The sequence below is a fragment of the Brevundimonas sp. genome (assembly GCF_044239655.1).
Classification (GTDB): Bacteria; Pseudomonadota; Alphaproteobacteria; order Caulobacterales; family Caulobacteraceae; genus Brevundimonas.
The window spans coordinates 1-14,900 of sequence record NZ_JBIIAY010000074.1 but is presented as its reverse complement, the minus strand read 5'-3'; the positions used below and the strand labels follow the sequence as shown (position 1 = coordinate 14,900).

The following is a 14,900-nucleotide window of genomic DNA, read 5'->3' as shown; positions in this document are numbered from 1 at the left end:
CGTTTCCCCACCGAAACGAGAGGACCGCGCCCCATGCCCCTTCTGATGTGCCCCAACGACGACGCCCCGATGCAGACGCTGGAACGGGGCGGCGTCCAGTTCGACATGTGCCCGACCTGTCGCGGCGTCTGGCTGGACCGGGGCGAGCTCGAAAAGCTGATGGAGGGTGCCACGGCCGAAGGCCGCGCCTCGGCCCCGCAGGTCGCGCCGCAACCCACGCCCCAGGCCTATGCCCCGCCGCCTCAGCAGCCATCGCCCTGGGGCGGAGGCGGCTATCGCGAGGAACGCCCGCGCGACCCCTATCGCAGCGAAGACCGCCACCGCGACGACGACTATCGCTACAAGAAGAAGAAACGCGACAGCATCTTCGACATCTTCGACTGATTTCCTTCCCGCCGCGTAGCGACGGGGAGGAAAGGAACATCAGGCGGCCAGACCGACCGCCTTCATCAGCGGCCGTAGCGTCGCCACGGCCTCGGGCGCGGCACCCAGGGCGGCGCGGGCCTCGGGGGCGCGGAGCAGGCGAAGGGTCTCGGCCTTGGCGCGGTCGGCGACCGGGCCGGTGGTGGAGGTTTCCCCCGCCGCCATCCGCAACAGGGCGATCAGCTTCTGGGGCACGGGCGCGGCGGCCCGGCCCATCTGGGCGATGAGCTTGGCCTCGGCCTCCAGCGTACCGCCGACAGCGCCGATGGCACCGTTGATCTGGGCCTCGTCAGTCTCCGACAAGGCCGAGGCGCGCACCGAGCGTTGCAGCCCCGCCAGAATGTGCAGTTTCTGGGTGATCCGCTGATGCGAGGCGCGCATCTCGGTCTCGAACCGCAGGGAGGTGACGCAGGCGCTCAGCCAGCGGGAGGCGGCGCGCTTGTTCGCCGGTCCCATCACGTTCTCACACAGCCGCGTCAGGCTCTCGGCCTCGCACAGCACCGTGTCGCAGGGCACCACATAGGCCTGGACGAAATCGGCGGTGACCAGGCTCTTGGACCGTTCGGTGAAGGCGGCCTGAACCTCCTCCAGGCTCAGCAGACGCCCCGCCGTCACCGTCAGGGCCGTGGCCAGGACCCGCAGGATGTCGATCTCGCCGGCCGCATCGCTGGGGCGCAGACGACGCGGGCCCATCAGCTCGCGCAGCACCATCCGGGCCAGGCTGTTGGCCAGCAGCGGGAACTCCCCGACCGCCAGATGCTCGGCCAGCCGGGCCGCCGGCCCCTCGACCGTCGGCATCAGAAGGGCAAAGCGCGGATCTCGCGCGATCAGGGCTTCGATCTCGCGCGGGGCGACCATCCGCACCACGGCCGCAAGGCTTGCGCCCTGATCCAGCGAAGGGCCCAGGACGTCGGACAGGCTGGTCCGCACGGCCAGCAACTCGCACAGGAACTGTTCGAGAGCGACCAGGATCAGGGCCCGTGCAGGGCCGTCCTTGGGCGCGATATCGGCCAGATCCATGGCCAGACCCAACCGCGACCGGGCCCCCTTTCCCGCCGCCAGGGCAACGCAGAGGACCCCGCCCATGACGAAGGCGCGATCGGGGGTGCCTGCCAGCTTCTGGGCCACCTCGGCCAGGGGATGATCGGCCAGGTTGGCGAAGACGCGGCGACGACCGGCGGTGACGACCCGCTCCATCGCCTGCTCCGAGAGCTTCTGGTAGTGGCGGATCAGTTCGTGCGTGGCCTGGCCCGTGGCCTGGCTTTCCGGGATGGCGACCTTCTGGATGGCATGCTGGACCTCGACGCCCGAAGCCTCCAGCCGCTCGACGAGGTCCGGCCGATGCAGCAGCTCCCAGGCCGTGGCGTTGTTGCGCATCAGCCAGTCTTCCAGCACCCGCCCGATAAGGTCACGCGCGAGCGGCGCATACAGGTCCTGGGGACCCAGGCAGTTCGACGCCTGTCGATCGGCATCGACCAGCCGCTTCTTGGGCCCTTCGGGCATGCCCCGGGTCAGGACCGTGACGCTGTTGAAAGCCATGGTCTCGGGATCGAGGGTTTCCTTGGTGACCCGGACGGCGACCGCACGCTTGTCGCGCAGCACGTCCTCGGCCGTGTCGGTGGCGTTCGCCCGGTCCTCGGTGGCCATCAACAGGGTCCACGGCGAGGGTGCCGTCTTGCGTACATAGACTTCGTAATGAACGGGCCCGGCCATGACGACACTCTGCACGACAGGACTTAAGGCGAGGTTTGCGCGTTAATGCTGGCGGCCGGCCGACTGTGGCCGTAATGTCACCGCGATTGCGGGCGAACGGTTACGCTTGCCGTGCGTTGATCACGCCTGACCTGAACCTTCGAGGAGGCCCTGCTTGGCCAATATCACCCTGGTGGACGACGACGAGAACATCGTCGCCTCCGTGTCGCTGGCGCTCGAAAGCCATGGCCACACGGTGGTCGCCTATCATGACGGCGCGACGGGACTGGAGGCGCTGGAAGCCTCGCCGCCCGACCTCGCCATCCTCGACGTCAAGATGCCCCGGATGGACGGAATGGAGGTGCTGCGTCGCCTGCGCCAGACCAGCCAGATCCCCGTCATCATGCTGACCTCCAAGGACGAGGAGATCGACGAGATCCTGGGCTTCAACCTGGGGGCCGACGACTATATCCACAAACCCTTCAGCCAGCGGCTGCTGATCGAGCGGGTCAAGGCCCTGCTGCGGCGCACCGGTGCGGACGGCGGCGAGCCCGAGCCCTCGGCCGAGGTGTCGGGCAAGGCGATCCGGCGCGGCAAGCTGGTCATGGACCCCGCCCGGCACGAGAGCACCTGGGACGGCAAGCCGGTCAAGCTGACCGTCACCGAGTTCCTGCTGCTCCAGGCCCTGGCCCAGCGACCCGGCTTCGTGAAGAGCCGGGACAACCTGATGGACGCCGCCTACGACGATCAGGTCTATGTCGACGACCGCACCATCGACAGCCACGTCAAGCGGATGCGCAAGAAGTTCCGCGTGGTCGACGGCGAGTTCGACGCCATCGAAACCCTGTACGGCGTCGGATACCGCTATCGCGAAAGCTGATCGCGTGAGCGATGCGGAGGACGGCCAGCGCCCCGAGGAGCCCGATACCCGCAGAGTGAAGCGGTTCGGGTTTTCGCGTCTGGGCGGGCTGATCCTGGCGTTGAACCTGGTCAGCCTGTTCATCCTGTTCGGTGGGGCCCTGGCCCTCAATGAACTGCGTCAGGGTCTGGTCGAGGCCCGGCAGGAGGCGTTGACGTCCCAGGCCGAACTCTTGGTGCGGGTCTTGGGGGAGCCGCGCGTGGGCGTGACCCAGGGCGTGCCGACCCCCTACCTCGACCCGATCGAGGCACCGCGCTGGCTGACCGACAACTTTATCCCCGCCGGCCAGAGGGCGCGACTGTTCGACGTCGACGGTCTGGCCGTCGCCGACAGCGCGCCGGGCCTGCCGCTTCAGCCGATCGCCGATTCCTATGTGCTGACCGAGGCCATCCCCGGCGAGGCCCTGCCCCCTGCCCGACCGGCCGGCACACCGGTCGAGGACGACAGCAAGGAGATCGCGCGCGAAAGCAGCGACCTGGCCCGCGCCAACGCCGAACTCTCCGCCGAGGTCGCCGGGGCCCTGGACGGCCAGCCCCAGGCCAATGTCCGCATGGCCGAGGATGGCCGCCGCGTGATCTCGGTCTCCCTGCCGGTCCGCCACGTGCGTCAGGTGCTGGGCGTACTGACGCTGGAGGCCGGCGATGTCGATCAGATCCTGGACGCCCAGCGCCGGGCCCTTCTGCCGTTCGCGGTGGTGGCCCTGGCGGTGAACCTGCTCGCGTCCTTCCTGCTGCATCTGTTCGTGGCGCGACCGGTGATGCGGCTGTCGGCAGCGGCCGAAGAAGTGCGACAGGGCCGGGCCCGCGCCATCTCCCTGCCCGACCTCGAGCACCGGAAGGACGAGATCGGCGACTTGGCCCGGTCGCTGGAAACCATGACCGAGACCCTGTCGGACCGGATGGACGCCATCGAGGCCTTCGCCGCCGACGTGTCGCACGAGATCAAGAACCCCCTGACCTCGATCCGGTCGGCGCTCGAGACGCTGGATCTGGTCAAGGAGAAATCCCAGCGCGACCGGCTGACCGCCCTGTTGCAGGCCGATGTGCGACGGCTGGACCGGCTGATCACCGACATTTCCAACGCCTCGCGGCTGGATGCCGAACTGTCGCGCGACCGGCCCCGACCGGTCGATCTGAACCTCCTGCTGGGCGACATCGTCCAGGTCTATGAGACCACGTCCAAGCCGGGTGAGGCCTCGGTCGTTCTGTCGCCCGGCGGCGACGCGCGGGTGCTGGGGCGCGACGGGCCGCTGGGCCAGGTGTTCAGGAACCTGATCGACAACGCCCGCTCCTTCAGCCCGCCGGGCGGAGAGGTCCGGGTCGCGATCGGACGCGACGAGGCCGATCCGGGTCGCGGCGTGACGGTGTCGGTCGAGGACGACGGGCCCGGCATCCCGCCCGACAATCTGGAGACCGTGTTCGAGCGATTCTACACCTCCCGGCCCCGGGGGACCGCGTTCGGCACCAACTCCGGCCTGGGCCTGTCGATCGTACGCCAGATCGTCGAGGCGCATGGAGGACGGGTCCGCGCCGAGAACCGCATCGATCCATCGGGCACCGTCGTCGGTGCGCGCTTCCAGGTCGATCTGCCGGCGACCCATCTGGCGGTGGTGCGCCGCCCGTGAACGGACCGGACGGAGCCATCCACGCGACCGCCGTCGCCACCCGGGTCGCCGGGAACTGGCAGGGCGTGCTGCTGACGGGCCCATCCGGCGCAGGCAAGAGCGACCTGGCCCTGAGGCTGGTCGGCGAGGGCTGGCGGCTGATCGGCGACGACTATGTCCATGTCTGGTCGTCGAACGAAGCCGTGTTCGCGACCGCGCCCGACCGGATCACCGGCCGGATCGAGGCCCGAGGGCTGGGGATCATCGGCGCGCCGTCGCGCTGGATCAGTCGCATCGCCCTGGTCGTGGCCTGCGGCCAGACGCCGGTGGAACGCCTCCCCGAGGCCGATCAGGTCGAGATCGCAGGGGTTCGCCTGCCCCGTCTCACGCTCGATATCCGGCCCGCGTCGGCGACGCGGACGCTCGCCCTGGCCCTCGCGGCAAGCGTGCGACAAGTTTGACGTCGGCGCCGCTTTAAACCCCGTGCGGTTTCCTCTATCTAGGCCGGCTTGCGGCCCATCCGGTGCTCCCCTCCGGTCAGGGGGCAGACGCGGGGGCGTTGAGCGGTGAAGCCTTCATGATCGGGCTGGTGATCGTCACCCACGGAGGCCTGGCCTCCGAATTCCTGGCGGCGATGGAGCATGTCGTGGGACCGCAGAGCGCGGTCGCGGCCATCTGCATCGGGCCGGAAGACGATATGGAGCGTCGCCGTCGCGACATCCTGGACGCCGCCGCCGCCGTCGACGACGGCTCGGGCGTCATCCTGTTGACCGACATGTTCGGCGGCACCCCCTCCAACCTGGCCATCTCGGTCATGGAACAGACCCATGCCGAGGTCATCGCCGGGCTGAACCTGCCGATGTTGATCAAGCTGGGATCGGTGCGCGGCCGCGAGAGCCTTGAGGCCTGCGTCGCCCATGCCCAGGATGCGGGGCGCAAATATATCTCGGTGGCGTCGTGGGTTCTGGCGGGCGAGAAATGAGCGCCGCCACGGCACCGGTCACGGCGACCGCCAACATCTGCAACACCCGCGGCCTGCACGCCCGCGCCTCGGCCAAGTTCGTGAAGCTGGCCTCAGGCTTCGAGGCCGAAATCCAGGTCAGCCGCGACGGCCAGACGGTGGACGCCCGCTCGATCATGGGCCTGTTGATGCTGGGTGCCGGCAACGGCTGCGCCATCGACATCTCCGCCGAAGGCTCCGACGCGCCCGAAGCCGTCGAGGCCCTGCTCGATCTGGTGGCCCGCAAGTTCGACGAGGACGCCTGAGGCGTCAGGCGGCGTAACCTTTTCCCCACCCCCAACGTATCTCCCTCGCAAGCCCACATTGCGCGACCCACCGCGACGTGGGAGCGTTGCGGGGCAAGGGAGCGGGCGATGACGGATCAGACGGCCGGTGCGACCTCGGGATCGCCAGTTTCGCCCGAGACTTCCGGCAGCCATGCCGACCGTCCCCTATCCCGGGGGCGGGTCGACACCTGGCGGCATCCGTTAGTGGTGCGGATCACCCACTGGCTGAACGTCGTGGCGGTGGTCGTGCTGATCATGAGCGGGCTGAACATTCTGATGGCGCATCCGGCCCTGTACTGGGGTCTGCGTTCGACGTTCGAGGATCCGTGGGTGCGGATCGCGACGGTGCCGGACTGGCTGATGCTCCCGCAGGGGCGGAACCTGGCCGAGGCGCGGACCTGGCATTTCGCCTTTGCCTGGATCTTCGTTCTGAATGGTCTGGCCTACCTGGCCTATGGGTTCATCTCGGGCCGGTTCGGACGGCGACTGTGGCCGACCGTCGCCGACCTCAAGGGGTTCTGGCCCTCGGTGGTCGAGCACGCGCGGTTCCACTTCCCCAAGGACGACCACGCGCGGGTCTATAATGTCATCCAGAAGCTGACCTATGTGGCCATGGTTCTGATCGTCCTGCCGATGATGCTGATTACCGGCCTCTCGATGTCGCCGGGGTTCAATGCCATCGGCGGCATCCTGCTGGACCTGATGGGCGGGCGTCAATCGGCGCGGACGCTGCATTTCATTGCGGCCGCTCTGATCGTCGGCTTCATCGTCATCCATGTGGGTCTGGTGATCTGGACGGGGCTCTACAACAACATGCGGGCCATGATCACGGGCTGGTTCGTGATCGAGCCGAGCCCCGAGCCCAAGGGAGACGACCTATGAACCGCCGTCGCTGGCTGGCCGGCGCGCTCGCCACCGTGGGGGCCACGGCCCTGTCCGCCTGCAGCCCGACCACCCCGCCGGTGGTTCTCCAGGCCCTGCGGATGGCCGAAGGTCTGACCCGCCGGGCGCAGAGGCTGCTGGTGCCGCGCGAGGCTTTAGCACCCGAATACGACGTTGCCGAAATATCCCCCGACTTCCGCGCCAACGGCTCGGTCGATCCGGCGGCGGCCGACTATGTGGCGCTGAGGGACGGCGGGTTCGCCGACTATCGGCTGGTCATCGACGGTCTGGTTGAGCGGCCGCTCAGCCTGTCGCTGGACGACCTGCGCGCCCGACCCAGCCGCTCCCAGATCACCAAACACGACTGCGTCGAGGGCTGGACCTCCATCGGCCAGTGGACCGGTGTGCGGCTCGAAACCCTGATCGACGAGGCTGGCCTGAAGCCCGAAGCCCGCTACCTCGTCTTCCACTGTTTCGACGCCCTGACCCAGACCGAGGACGGGCCGCGCTATTATGAGAGCATCGACCTGATCGACGCGCGCCACCCCCAGACCATCCTGGCCTATGACATGAACGGCGAGGTCCTGACCGTGCCCCACGGCGCGCCGCTGCGCCTCCGTGTCGAACGCCAGCTCGGCTACAAGCACGCCAAATACATCCGCCGCATCGAGGCCGTCGAAAGCTTCGACCACATCCAGGGCGGCCGAGGCGGATACTGGGAAGACCAGGGCTATGAGTGGTATGCGGGAATCTAGTTTTCGGGCTCTGCGTCACGCGCCTCGGTGATCCGGTGGTGGGCGCGGACGATCGAGCCGGCCACTTCGTTCCGGTGCGCGCCCGGATTCCGGTAGTTCCGCTGGGCGTCATACAGGCCCTGCAGATAGGCCATGTCCCAGTCGGTCAGCCCATCGGTCTGGCCGGGATCCCTGAACACGTTCAGGACGGTCGCATAGGCGCTGGTGTCGGCATCCGGATCGACCTGGGCCAGAACGACCATGGCCAGATAGTCACCGAGCTGTTGCAGCGACACGCCGGAGATCTTGTCCACATCGACGATCACGAAGGCCCGTTTGGTGTCGTCGACGAGGTTGGTGGTGATCCGCGATCCGTCACCCCGGACGAACGGGGCCTCTTCTCCCGGCAACCTCACGGCGATGTCGCCGCTCTCACTGTCCACCGGAACGCTGACGTTCCACCACCGAACGGGCTGGTCGTTGATCTTGAAACGCTGCAGACCGGTTCGGCCTAGGTCCATCCCGCCACCGCCGACGATGAACAGGCGCGGCCGCATATCGACGAACTGTTCGGTGAAGGCATTGGCGTCGGTGACGGCGATGATCAGGGCACTGGGCTTGCACCCGGGTGCGCCGGCGCGCAGGCCCAGATCCTGGGCCACGGTGGACACCCGATCGACGATATACTGGGCCGTCTCGTTGCGCAGGTTGGCGACGCCGACGCAGACCCCGTCGCGCCAGCGGGCCAGACCGCGCCCCCGTGCCGGCGCGGCGACCTCCCGGACGAAGGTCTGTGTCGCCTCGTCCAGTCGTCCGCCCTCGACGACGATGTCACCCAGATCGACTGCGCCGGGATCCGCGGTCGCGGCCGGTGACGCGGGCATGGGCTGGGGTTGAACCTGGACCTGCGCGGGTTGCGCCATCAGGACGGCGGCGGAGAGGGCAAGCGAAAGCATTTTACTGGCCTGGCGAATGCGATCGCGGCGCGATCCTTCGGACGGTCAGACTACCCTGCCGCGATCAGGGCGGCAATCGCGCCCGGCGTCAGGCGGCGCGAAGCCGGCGCTCGCGGACGGAGGTCTCGACCTGGCCGAAATGCTGGAGGATCTGGGCGCGGGCCATGGGCGGGGCGACGAAATAACCCTGGGCCTGGTTGCAGCCCTCGGCGCGCAGCATGTCCAGCTGGGCGCGGGTCTCGACCCCTTCGGCCAGCACCTTGATCCCGATGGCGCCCGACAGGTCGCTGATCGCGCGAATGATGGAGGCGGCGTCCTCGCGCACGCCCAGGGGCGTCACGAACGAGCGGTCGATCTTGATCTTGTCGATCGGGAACTGACCCAGGTAGCTGAGGCTGGAATAGCCGGTGCCGAAGTCGTCGAGCGCGATCTGGAAGCCCATCTTGCGCAGCTGTTCCAGATTGCCCAGCACGGTGGTTCCGGCCTCCAGCAGCAGGCCTTCGGTGATCTCGAACTCGAAGCCCTGCGGCTTGACGTCGTGCTTCCTGAGCAGGTCGCGCACAGTGGTGATGAAATCGGGCGATTGCAGCTGGATCGGAGAGACGTTGATGGCGACCTTGAGGTTGGGCCACAGGACGGAGTCAGCGAACGCATGGTCCATGGCGTAGCGACCCAGCGCCTCGCCCAGACCCGCCGCCTCGGCCAGAGGCACGAACAGGGTGGGCGGGATGGCACCGCGGACCGGATGGGGCCAGCGCATCAGGGCCTCGACCCCGATGGTCACGCCGCGCTCGTCGATCTGGGGCTGGTAGACCATGCGCAGCACACCGTCGGCCAGGGCCTGACGCAGCTCGATCTCGAGGTCCAGTTTCAGCCGCTGCGCCTCGTCCAGGGACGCGTCGAAGAAGGCCAGGTCGCCACCCGCCGTCCGGGCCGCCGAACAGGCCAGCCGGGCCTGACGCAAGGCCTCGCGCGGGTCCGTGACCGACAGGTCGGTGAAGTTGACGCCGATCGTGGCGCCGACCGCCACCTCGCCCGCCGGGGTCCCGACAGGCAGGGACATCAGCTTGCCGATTTGGCCGCCTACCAGGGCCAGCTTGATCTCGCTCGACGACGGATGGAACAAGGCTAGGGTGTCGTCGCCGATGCGCGCGACCGTCCCCGTATGCCCCAGGGCCGAGCACAGTCGCAGACTGAGCGCCCTCAGAACCTCGTCGCCACAGGCCGCGCCCAGCCGGTCGTAGACATCGCGCAGACGTTCCAGGCTGATGCAGACAACCGCGACCCTGGGCTGGGTCGAGGCCTGATGGCCCAGCGCTTCGACGAACCCTTCGGTATTGGGAAGCTGGGTCACCGGATCGCGTCGGCGCAGGTGCGAAGCCCCCGCACGCGCCGCCAGCTCTGCATCACGGCCCTTCTTCCATTGCCGCAGCAGAAGCAGGGTCGAGGCGATCAGACCGGCGTTGATCGTCGGCATCGAGGGGGCCAGGGTCGGGATCGCCGAGGCCTGGAGCACCAGGAAGACCACCAGCGACGCCAGTGTCAGCAAGGCGGCAAACGTCAGCACGTCCATCGTGTGGCCGGCGACATTGCGCAGCAGCGCATCGGGAGATCTGGTCGTCATGCGGTGTCCCGCAGTGTCACTGGACGACATCCCTAGATCACAGCGTCTAAAGAACCCCTGAACTTCCGATAAACTCCAGAAGGGCGGCATTGACCGCATCCGGTCGCTCCTGCTGGATCCAGTGTCCGGCCCCCGGCAGGACGATCTGGCCGCGCAGGTCGGTCAGCCACAGCGGCTGTTCGGCCTCATGCTTTCCGGAATAGTTTCGCACCGGGTCGCGTTCGCCGACGATGAACAGTGACGGCTGCTCGATCCGGCGATCCTGCACGAAGGCCGTCAGCGACCAGTTCAGATCCAGGCAGCGATACCAGTCGATCGGCCCCTTGAACCCCGACGTCGAGAAGGCCGCGACATAGTCGGCGAAATGCGCCTCGCTCATCCACGGCGGCAGGGTCGCGTCCCCGGGAACGACCGACAGCATGTCTTCGCCCGGCGGGATGAACCCCGTCGACTGGCGCTGGTCGGACGTCGCGCCGTCATAGCCGTAGAAACATTTGCGCAGGGCCGTCGCTGGATCTGCGTCAAAGATGGCGTGGGCGTCATCGGCCTGGAACCGCGAGATATAGAGGTCGCCCAGACCCGCCCGCTTCGAGATCGCGGCCATGGCGGAGATCGGCGGGCCGCTCGCCCTCCGCGGCTGGAACGGCACCGACAGGCCGGCGACGGCGGCAAACATGTCGGGGCGTATCAGGGCGCAGTGCCAGGCCACCGCCGCGCCCCAGTCATGACCGATGACGATGCACCGCGTCTCGCCGAGCGCCCGAACCAGATCGACCATGTCACCGACCAGATGCAGGATGGAATAGCCGTCCGGCCGGTCCGGTCCGGCACTGCCACCATAGCCGCGCATGTCGGGGGCGACGGCGCGATAGCCCGCCTGGGCCAGGGCGGCGATCTGGTCGCGCCAGCTCAGGGCCAGTTCCGGGAAGCCGTGAATGAGCAGCACCAGAGGGCCCTGCCCGGCCTCCAGCACGGCTTGGCGTCTGCCGTCGGTCTCGACCATTCGCGTCTGCATGGTTTGGAATCCTGTGGCCGGTTGATGTCGCCTGACCCCTGATAGGGCGACCGCAGGCGGTGCGCCACGTCCGGGGCCGACCCGATCACCGTGAAATGCCCCGGAATGTGATCTCTGCGCTCGTCCCTGCTGGACGGCAGTGCGCCAATCGCACTAAGGCATGGGCTCTTGTCCCGGAGCGTATGATGCCCCCCCGACTGAGCGCACGTCAGGAACAGTGCATCCGCCTGACCGCCTTTCGGACGGACAAGGAGATCGCCGCCCACCTCGGCATCTCGGAGGCGACGGTCAAGAAGCACGTCCATGAGGCCTGCCAGCGGCTGGGCGTGAACCGGCGCAAGGCGGCCCTGGCGATCCTGGACCAAATGGGACCAGGGCCGAATGACCCCATAGCCGAAACGGTGACCCCGCGCTCCGATGAGATCGTCGAGGGGAAATCGAACAATGGCCAAGTCGGTGGGCCCGCTGCCGCAATGGAGCTGGGACGAGCTGGAAATCGCGCTGGATCGGCTGGGAACGGCGGATCGGGACCATCCGGTGCGGCTGCACATGATGCGCGCCCTGAAGGCCGAGGCGGCCGTGGCGACATCGTCGACGGACCTTCTGACGTCCGTCCTGTCGATGGCGGCGCTGCTGGCGCAAACGCCCGGTTCGGCTACCGCGCTCCACCGCGAGGATCGCTCCTTCGGCTGATCCTGATCGGCGTCACCGCCGTCATCCTGGTCGCCATGCTGGTCACGGTCGGCGGCCTCGTCAGCGAGTTCCACCATGTGGTCGAGAGGTTCGACCCCGAGGCCAAGTGATCAGGAGCCGCTGACTTGCCCCCCGTACAGCTTTTTTTTCTGTGCTCTGCCCTGGCGATCCTGCCTCTGGCCTGGGTCAAGGGCGGCCATCCGGAGCGGGCCGGGGTGGCGCTGTTCATCGCCGCCTATGTTGCGGCACCGTTTCTGGAGGGCTTCAGGATCGGCGAGACCATGCCGGCCATTGCGGTCGAAGATCTGATCATCCTGTCGGTCCTGATCTGGCTGGCCCTGAAGCACGATCGCTGGTGGCTGTTGCTGGCGTCGGCCGCCCAGAGCCTGAACGTCCTGTCCCATGTCGCTCTGATGGTGACTCCCGAACTGACCGCGCGCGAAGCGATCGGGGCGCAGTGGGTGTTCGGCCTCGTCTCCCTCTACGCCCTGTTCAGCGGTATCCTTGAACGCCGTCTGTCCGGAGAGCGCGCGGCGAGCCCCGCCCTGTCGCGGACACCCGCGCCGCAAACCTGACTTGAACATATAAGGATATCCTTATATGTCTCGCCCCAACTCGCGGACCGCGAAGCCATCCAGGAGCCTGCCTTGTCCCGTTCGTCCTTCCTCTTTACTTCGGAAAGCGTGTCCGAGGGCCACCCCGACAAGGTCGCCGACCGCATCTCGGACACGGTGGTCGATCTGTTCCTGGCCAAGGACCCCTATGCCCGCATCGCCTGCGAAACCCTGACCACGACCAACCTGGTGGTCCTGGCCGGCGAAATCCGCGGCGAAGGCATCATGGACACGGCCGGCAACTGGGCCCCCGGCGTCCAGGACGAGATCGAGGCCGCCGTGCGCGCCGCGGTCAAGGACATCGGCTATGAACAGACCGGCTTCCACTGGGAAACGTTCGAGTTCATCAACCGTCTGCACACCCAGTCGGCCGACATCGCCGTGGGCGTCGATGCCGCCGGCAACAAGGACGAGGGCGCGGGCGACCAGGGCATCATGTTCGGCTATGCCTCGAACGAGACGCCCGAACTGATGCCGGCGACCCTGCAGTACAGCCACAACATCCTGAAGAAGCTGGCCGAGGTTCGCCACGCGGGCGGGTCCAAGTTGGAGCCCGACGCCAAGTCGCAGGTGACGATCCAGTATGTGGACGGCAAGCCCGTCCGCGCCACCTCGATCGTGCTCTCGACCCAGCACGCGCCCGGCCTGTCGTCGGCCGACGTCGCCGACATCGTCAAGCCGCACATCCTCTCGGTCCTGCCCGAGGGCTTCACCGACGAGAACACCGTCTGGCACATCAATCCGACCGGCATCTTCGAGATCGGCGGACCTGACGGCGACGCGGGCGTGACCGGTCGCAAGATCATCGTCGACACCTACGGTGGTGCCGCGCCGCACGGCGGCGGCGCTTTCAGCGGCAAGGACCCGACCAAGGTCGACCGGTCGGCAGCCTATGCCTGCCGTTACCTGGCCAAGAACGTGGTCGCCGCCGGCATCGCCGATCGTTGCACCATCCAGATCTCCTACGCCATCGGCGTGGCCAAGCCCCAGTCGATCCACGTCGACCTGCACGGCACGGCCACGGGCGCGATCACCGAGGCGGTCCTGGAAGACAAGATCCTGGGGCTGATCGGCGGAGCCACGCCGCGCGCGATCCGCGAGCACCTGGGCCTGAACAAGCCGATCTATGCCCGCACCTCGGCCTATGGCCATTTCGGCCGCACGCCGGACGCGGACGGCGGCTTCAGCTGGGAGAAGACCGATCTGGTCGATCAGCTGAAAGCTCTTGTTTGATTATAAACGGAAATACGAATTTCTGTTGACGGAACACGGAGTTCTGCTGATGAGTACCCCCGCCATTCTTCGGTGATCATCACCGAGGCGGCGGGGGAATTTCTTATGAGAACGATGATCGGTGCCCTGGTGGGCGCAGTGCTTCTGGCGGCTGTCGGCGGCGCAGCTTCGGCCGAACCGGATGGCGACGACTACACCTTCACCCTCTACAATCGTTCCGGCCAGACGGTCCTGACCTTCCAGACCGCCCGCACCAACGGCTCGTGGAGCAACGACTGGATCCCGACGCGGGTGGTTGAAGATGGCGACGACGTCGATATGCGCTTCTTCAACTCGGAAGATGAATGCGAATACGACACCAAGGTCGTGATGGAAGACGGTTCCGAATATTACGAGACGATCGACTACTGTGAGATCGAGGACGTCTACGTCACGGAGGACGGTTTCTACGCCGAATAGGCAACGATCACCGCGACAGGATCGCCGGTCGTCGCCGAGGGGCGCGGCCGGCGATTTTGCGTTATAGGGCCGCCCATGCCCGCCTCACGCCCCCGAAACCCCGGCGATCCCGCCCATCCCCGCGCCTCAGGCCCCCTGCGGTCCTTCGGCCGGATCAAGTCGCGCGTCATCAAGCCGCTTCAGGCCGCGCTGTTCGAAACCCTGTTGCCGTCGATCGCCGTGCCCGATCCGGCGGCGGGGCCGATCGACCCGCGCGCCCTGATGCCCGAGGCGACTGAGGTTTGGCTCGAGATCGGCTTCGGCGGCGGCGAGCATCTGGCTGCCCAGGCAGCGCGACGGTCCGACGTGCTGATCCTGGGCTGCGAGCCCTTTCTGAACGGGGTCGCGTCCCTGTTGCGTCACGTCGACGACGGCGGTCTGAAGAACGTCCGCATCCACGGCGACGACGCGCGGGCGGTGATCGAGGCCCTGCCCGACGCCTCGCTGGACCGGATCATGATCCTGTTCCCCGATCCCTGGCACAAGGTCCGGCACAACAAGCGCCGGCTGATCCAGCCCGAGTTCGTGGCGGAGCTGACGCGGGTGCTCAAACCCGGCGGGCGGCTGCGGTTCGTCACCGACTGGAAGGACTATGCCTCCTGGGCGCTGGAGCGGTTCCAGGCCTCACCGCACCTGACTTGGCTGGCCGAGGAGGCCGACGACTGGCGCACCGCCCCGGCCGACCACGTCGTCACCCGGTATGAAGAGAAGGCGCTGGGCGATACCG

Annotated in this window: 17 protein-coding genes; 13 read left to right on the top strand and 4 right to left on the bottom strand. The window is 67.5% G+C overall.

Annotated elements, in window-relative coordinates; all coding sequences use genetic code 11:
• The first annotated feature begins 33 nt into the window (after window positions 1-33).
• Window positions 34-384: a zf-TFIIB domain-containing protein gene (locus ACILQR_RS10825; RefSeq protein WP_395651432.1), complete on the top strand. Its 351-nt coding sequence runs from the start codon at window positions 34-36 to the stop codon at window positions 382-384.
• Between the two features lie 39 nt (window positions 385-423).
• On the opposite strand, the gene ACILQR_RS10820 is transcribed toward ACILQR_RS10825, so the two are convergent.
• Window positions 424-2,136, bottom strand: coding sequence for a hypothetical protein (locus tag ACILQR_RS10820; RefSeq protein WP_395651431.1), 1,713 nt, complete (start codon window positions 2,134-2,136; stop codon window positions 424-426).
• Between the two features lie 154 nt (window positions 2,137-2,290).
• Here ACILQR_RS10820 and ACILQR_RS10815 point away from each other — a divergent pair, with 154 nt between their 5' ends.
• From ACILQR_RS10815 to ACILQR_RS10785, 7 genes are all read left to right on the top strand, one after another.
• Window positions 2,291-2,995, top strand: coding sequence for a response regulator transcription factor (locus ACILQR_RS10815; protein WP_271146404.1), 705 nt, complete (start codon window positions 2,291-2,293; stop codon window positions 2,993-2,995).
• Window positions 2,996-2,999: 4 nt separating this feature from the next.
• Window positions 3,000-4,658, top strand: a complete 1,659-nt coding sequence (locus ACILQR_RS10810) for an ATP-binding protein (RefSeq protein WP_395651430.1) — start codon at window positions 3,000-3,002, stop codon at window positions 4,656-4,658.
• Window positions 4,655-5,098 (top strand): HPr kinase/phosphorylase, encoded by a 444-nt coding sequence (locus ACILQR_RS10805; RefSeq protein ID WP_395651429.1) that lies wholly within the window; start codon window positions 4,655-4,657, stop codon window positions 5,096-5,098. The genes ACILQR_RS10810 and ACILQR_RS10805 overlap by 4 nt, the downstream gene beginning before the upstream one ends.
• A 116-nt stretch (window positions 5,099-5,214) precedes the next feature.
• On the top strand, window positions 5,215-5,619 hold the full coding sequence (locus tag ACILQR_RS10800) for a PTS sugar transporter subunit IIA (protein WP_271147114.1): 405 nt from the start codon (window positions 5,215-5,217) through the stop codon (window positions 5,617-5,619).
• Window positions 5,616-5,903, top strand: coding sequence for an HPr family phosphocarrier protein (locus tag ACILQR_RS10795; protein WP_395651428.1), 288 nt, complete (start codon window positions 5,616-5,618; stop codon window positions 5,901-5,903). The genes ACILQR_RS10800 and ACILQR_RS10795 overlap by 4 nt, the downstream gene beginning before the upstream one ends.
• A 108-nt stretch (window positions 5,904-6,011) precedes the next feature.
• The gene (locus ACILQR_RS10790; protein ID WP_395651427.1) at window positions 6,012-6,806 is read left to right on the top strand and encodes a cytochrome b/b6 domain-containing protein; all 795 of its coding nucleotides are present in this window, start codon (window positions 6,012-6,014) and stop codon (window positions 6,804-6,806) included.
• The gene (locus ACILQR_RS10785) at window positions 6,803-7,561 is read left to right on the top strand and encodes a molybdopterin-dependent oxidoreductase (RefSeq protein ID WP_395651426.1); all 759 of its coding nucleotides are present in this window, start codon (window positions 6,803-6,805) and stop codon (window positions 7,559-7,561) included. The genes ACILQR_RS10790 and ACILQR_RS10785 overlap by 4 nt, the downstream gene beginning before the upstream one ends.
• Here the strand turns inward: ACILQR_RS10785 and ACILQR_RS10780 are convergent.
• The 3 genes from ACILQR_RS10780 to ACILQR_RS10770 all read right to left on the bottom strand — a co-directional run bounded on the left by ACILQR_RS10780 (window position 7,558) and on the right by ACILQR_RS10770 (window position 11,135).
• Window positions 7,558-8,496, bottom strand: coding sequence for a hypothetical protein (locus ACILQR_RS10780; protein ID WP_395651425.1), 939 nt, complete (start codon window positions 8,494-8,496; stop codon window positions 7,558-7,560). The two genes, ACILQR_RS10785 and ACILQR_RS10780, sit on opposite strands and share 4 nt — an antisense overlap.
• A gap of 88 nt (window positions 8,497-8,584) precedes the next feature.
• Entirely contained in the window at window positions 8,585-10,120 is a 1,536-nt protein-coding gene (locus ACILQR_RS10775; protein ID WP_395651424.1) for a putative bifunctional diguanylate cyclase/phosphodiesterase, read from the bottom strand.
• A 46-nt stretch (window positions 10,121-10,166) separates the two neighbouring features.
• On the bottom strand, window positions 10,167-11,135 hold the full coding sequence (locus ACILQR_RS10770; RefSeq protein WP_395651423.1) for an alpha/beta fold hydrolase: 969 nt from the start codon (window positions 11,133-11,135) through the stop codon (window positions 10,167-10,169).
• A 185-nt stretch (window positions 11,136-11,320) separates the two neighbouring features.
• Here ACILQR_RS10770 and ACILQR_RS10765 point away from each other — a divergent pair, with 185 nt between their 5' ends.
• The 5 genes from ACILQR_RS10765 to trmB form a co-directional block, all read left to right on the top strand.
• Window positions 11,321-11,938 carry a helix-turn-helix transcriptional regulator gene (locus tag ACILQR_RS10765; protein WP_395651422.1) on the top strand — a complete coding sequence of 206 codons (618 nt, stop codon included), beginning with the start codon at window positions 11,321-11,323 and terminating at the stop codon, window positions 11,936-11,938.
• A 15-nt stretch (window positions 11,939-11,953) separates the two neighbouring features.
• Complete coding sequence (locus tag ACILQR_RS10760; protein WP_395651421.1) at window positions 11,954-12,403, top strand: hypothetical protein; 450 nt, start codon at window positions 11,954-11,956, stop codon at window positions 12,401-12,403.
• A 72-nt stretch (window positions 12,404-12,475) separates the two neighbouring features.
• The gene (metK, locus tag ACILQR_RS10755) at window positions 12,476-13,675 is read left to right on the top strand and encodes a methionine adenosyltransferase (protein WP_395651420.1); all 1,200 of its coding nucleotides are present in this window, start codon (window positions 12,476-12,478) and stop codon (window positions 13,673-13,675) included.
• 105 nt (window positions 13,676-13,780) lie between these two features.
• The gene (locus tag ACILQR_RS10750) at window positions 13,781-14,134 is read left to right on the top strand and encodes a hypothetical protein (RefSeq protein ID WP_395651419.1); all 354 of its coding nucleotides are present in this window, start codon (window positions 13,781-13,783) and stop codon (window positions 14,132-14,134) included.
• Between the two features lie 75 nt (window positions 14,135-14,209).
• Window positions 14,210-14,900, top strand: a 691-nt coding sequence (trmB, locus tag ACILQR_RS10745; RefSeq protein ID WP_395651418.1) for a tRNA (guanosine(46)-N7)-methyltransferase TrmB, incomplete at its 3' end; no start/stop codon positions are given.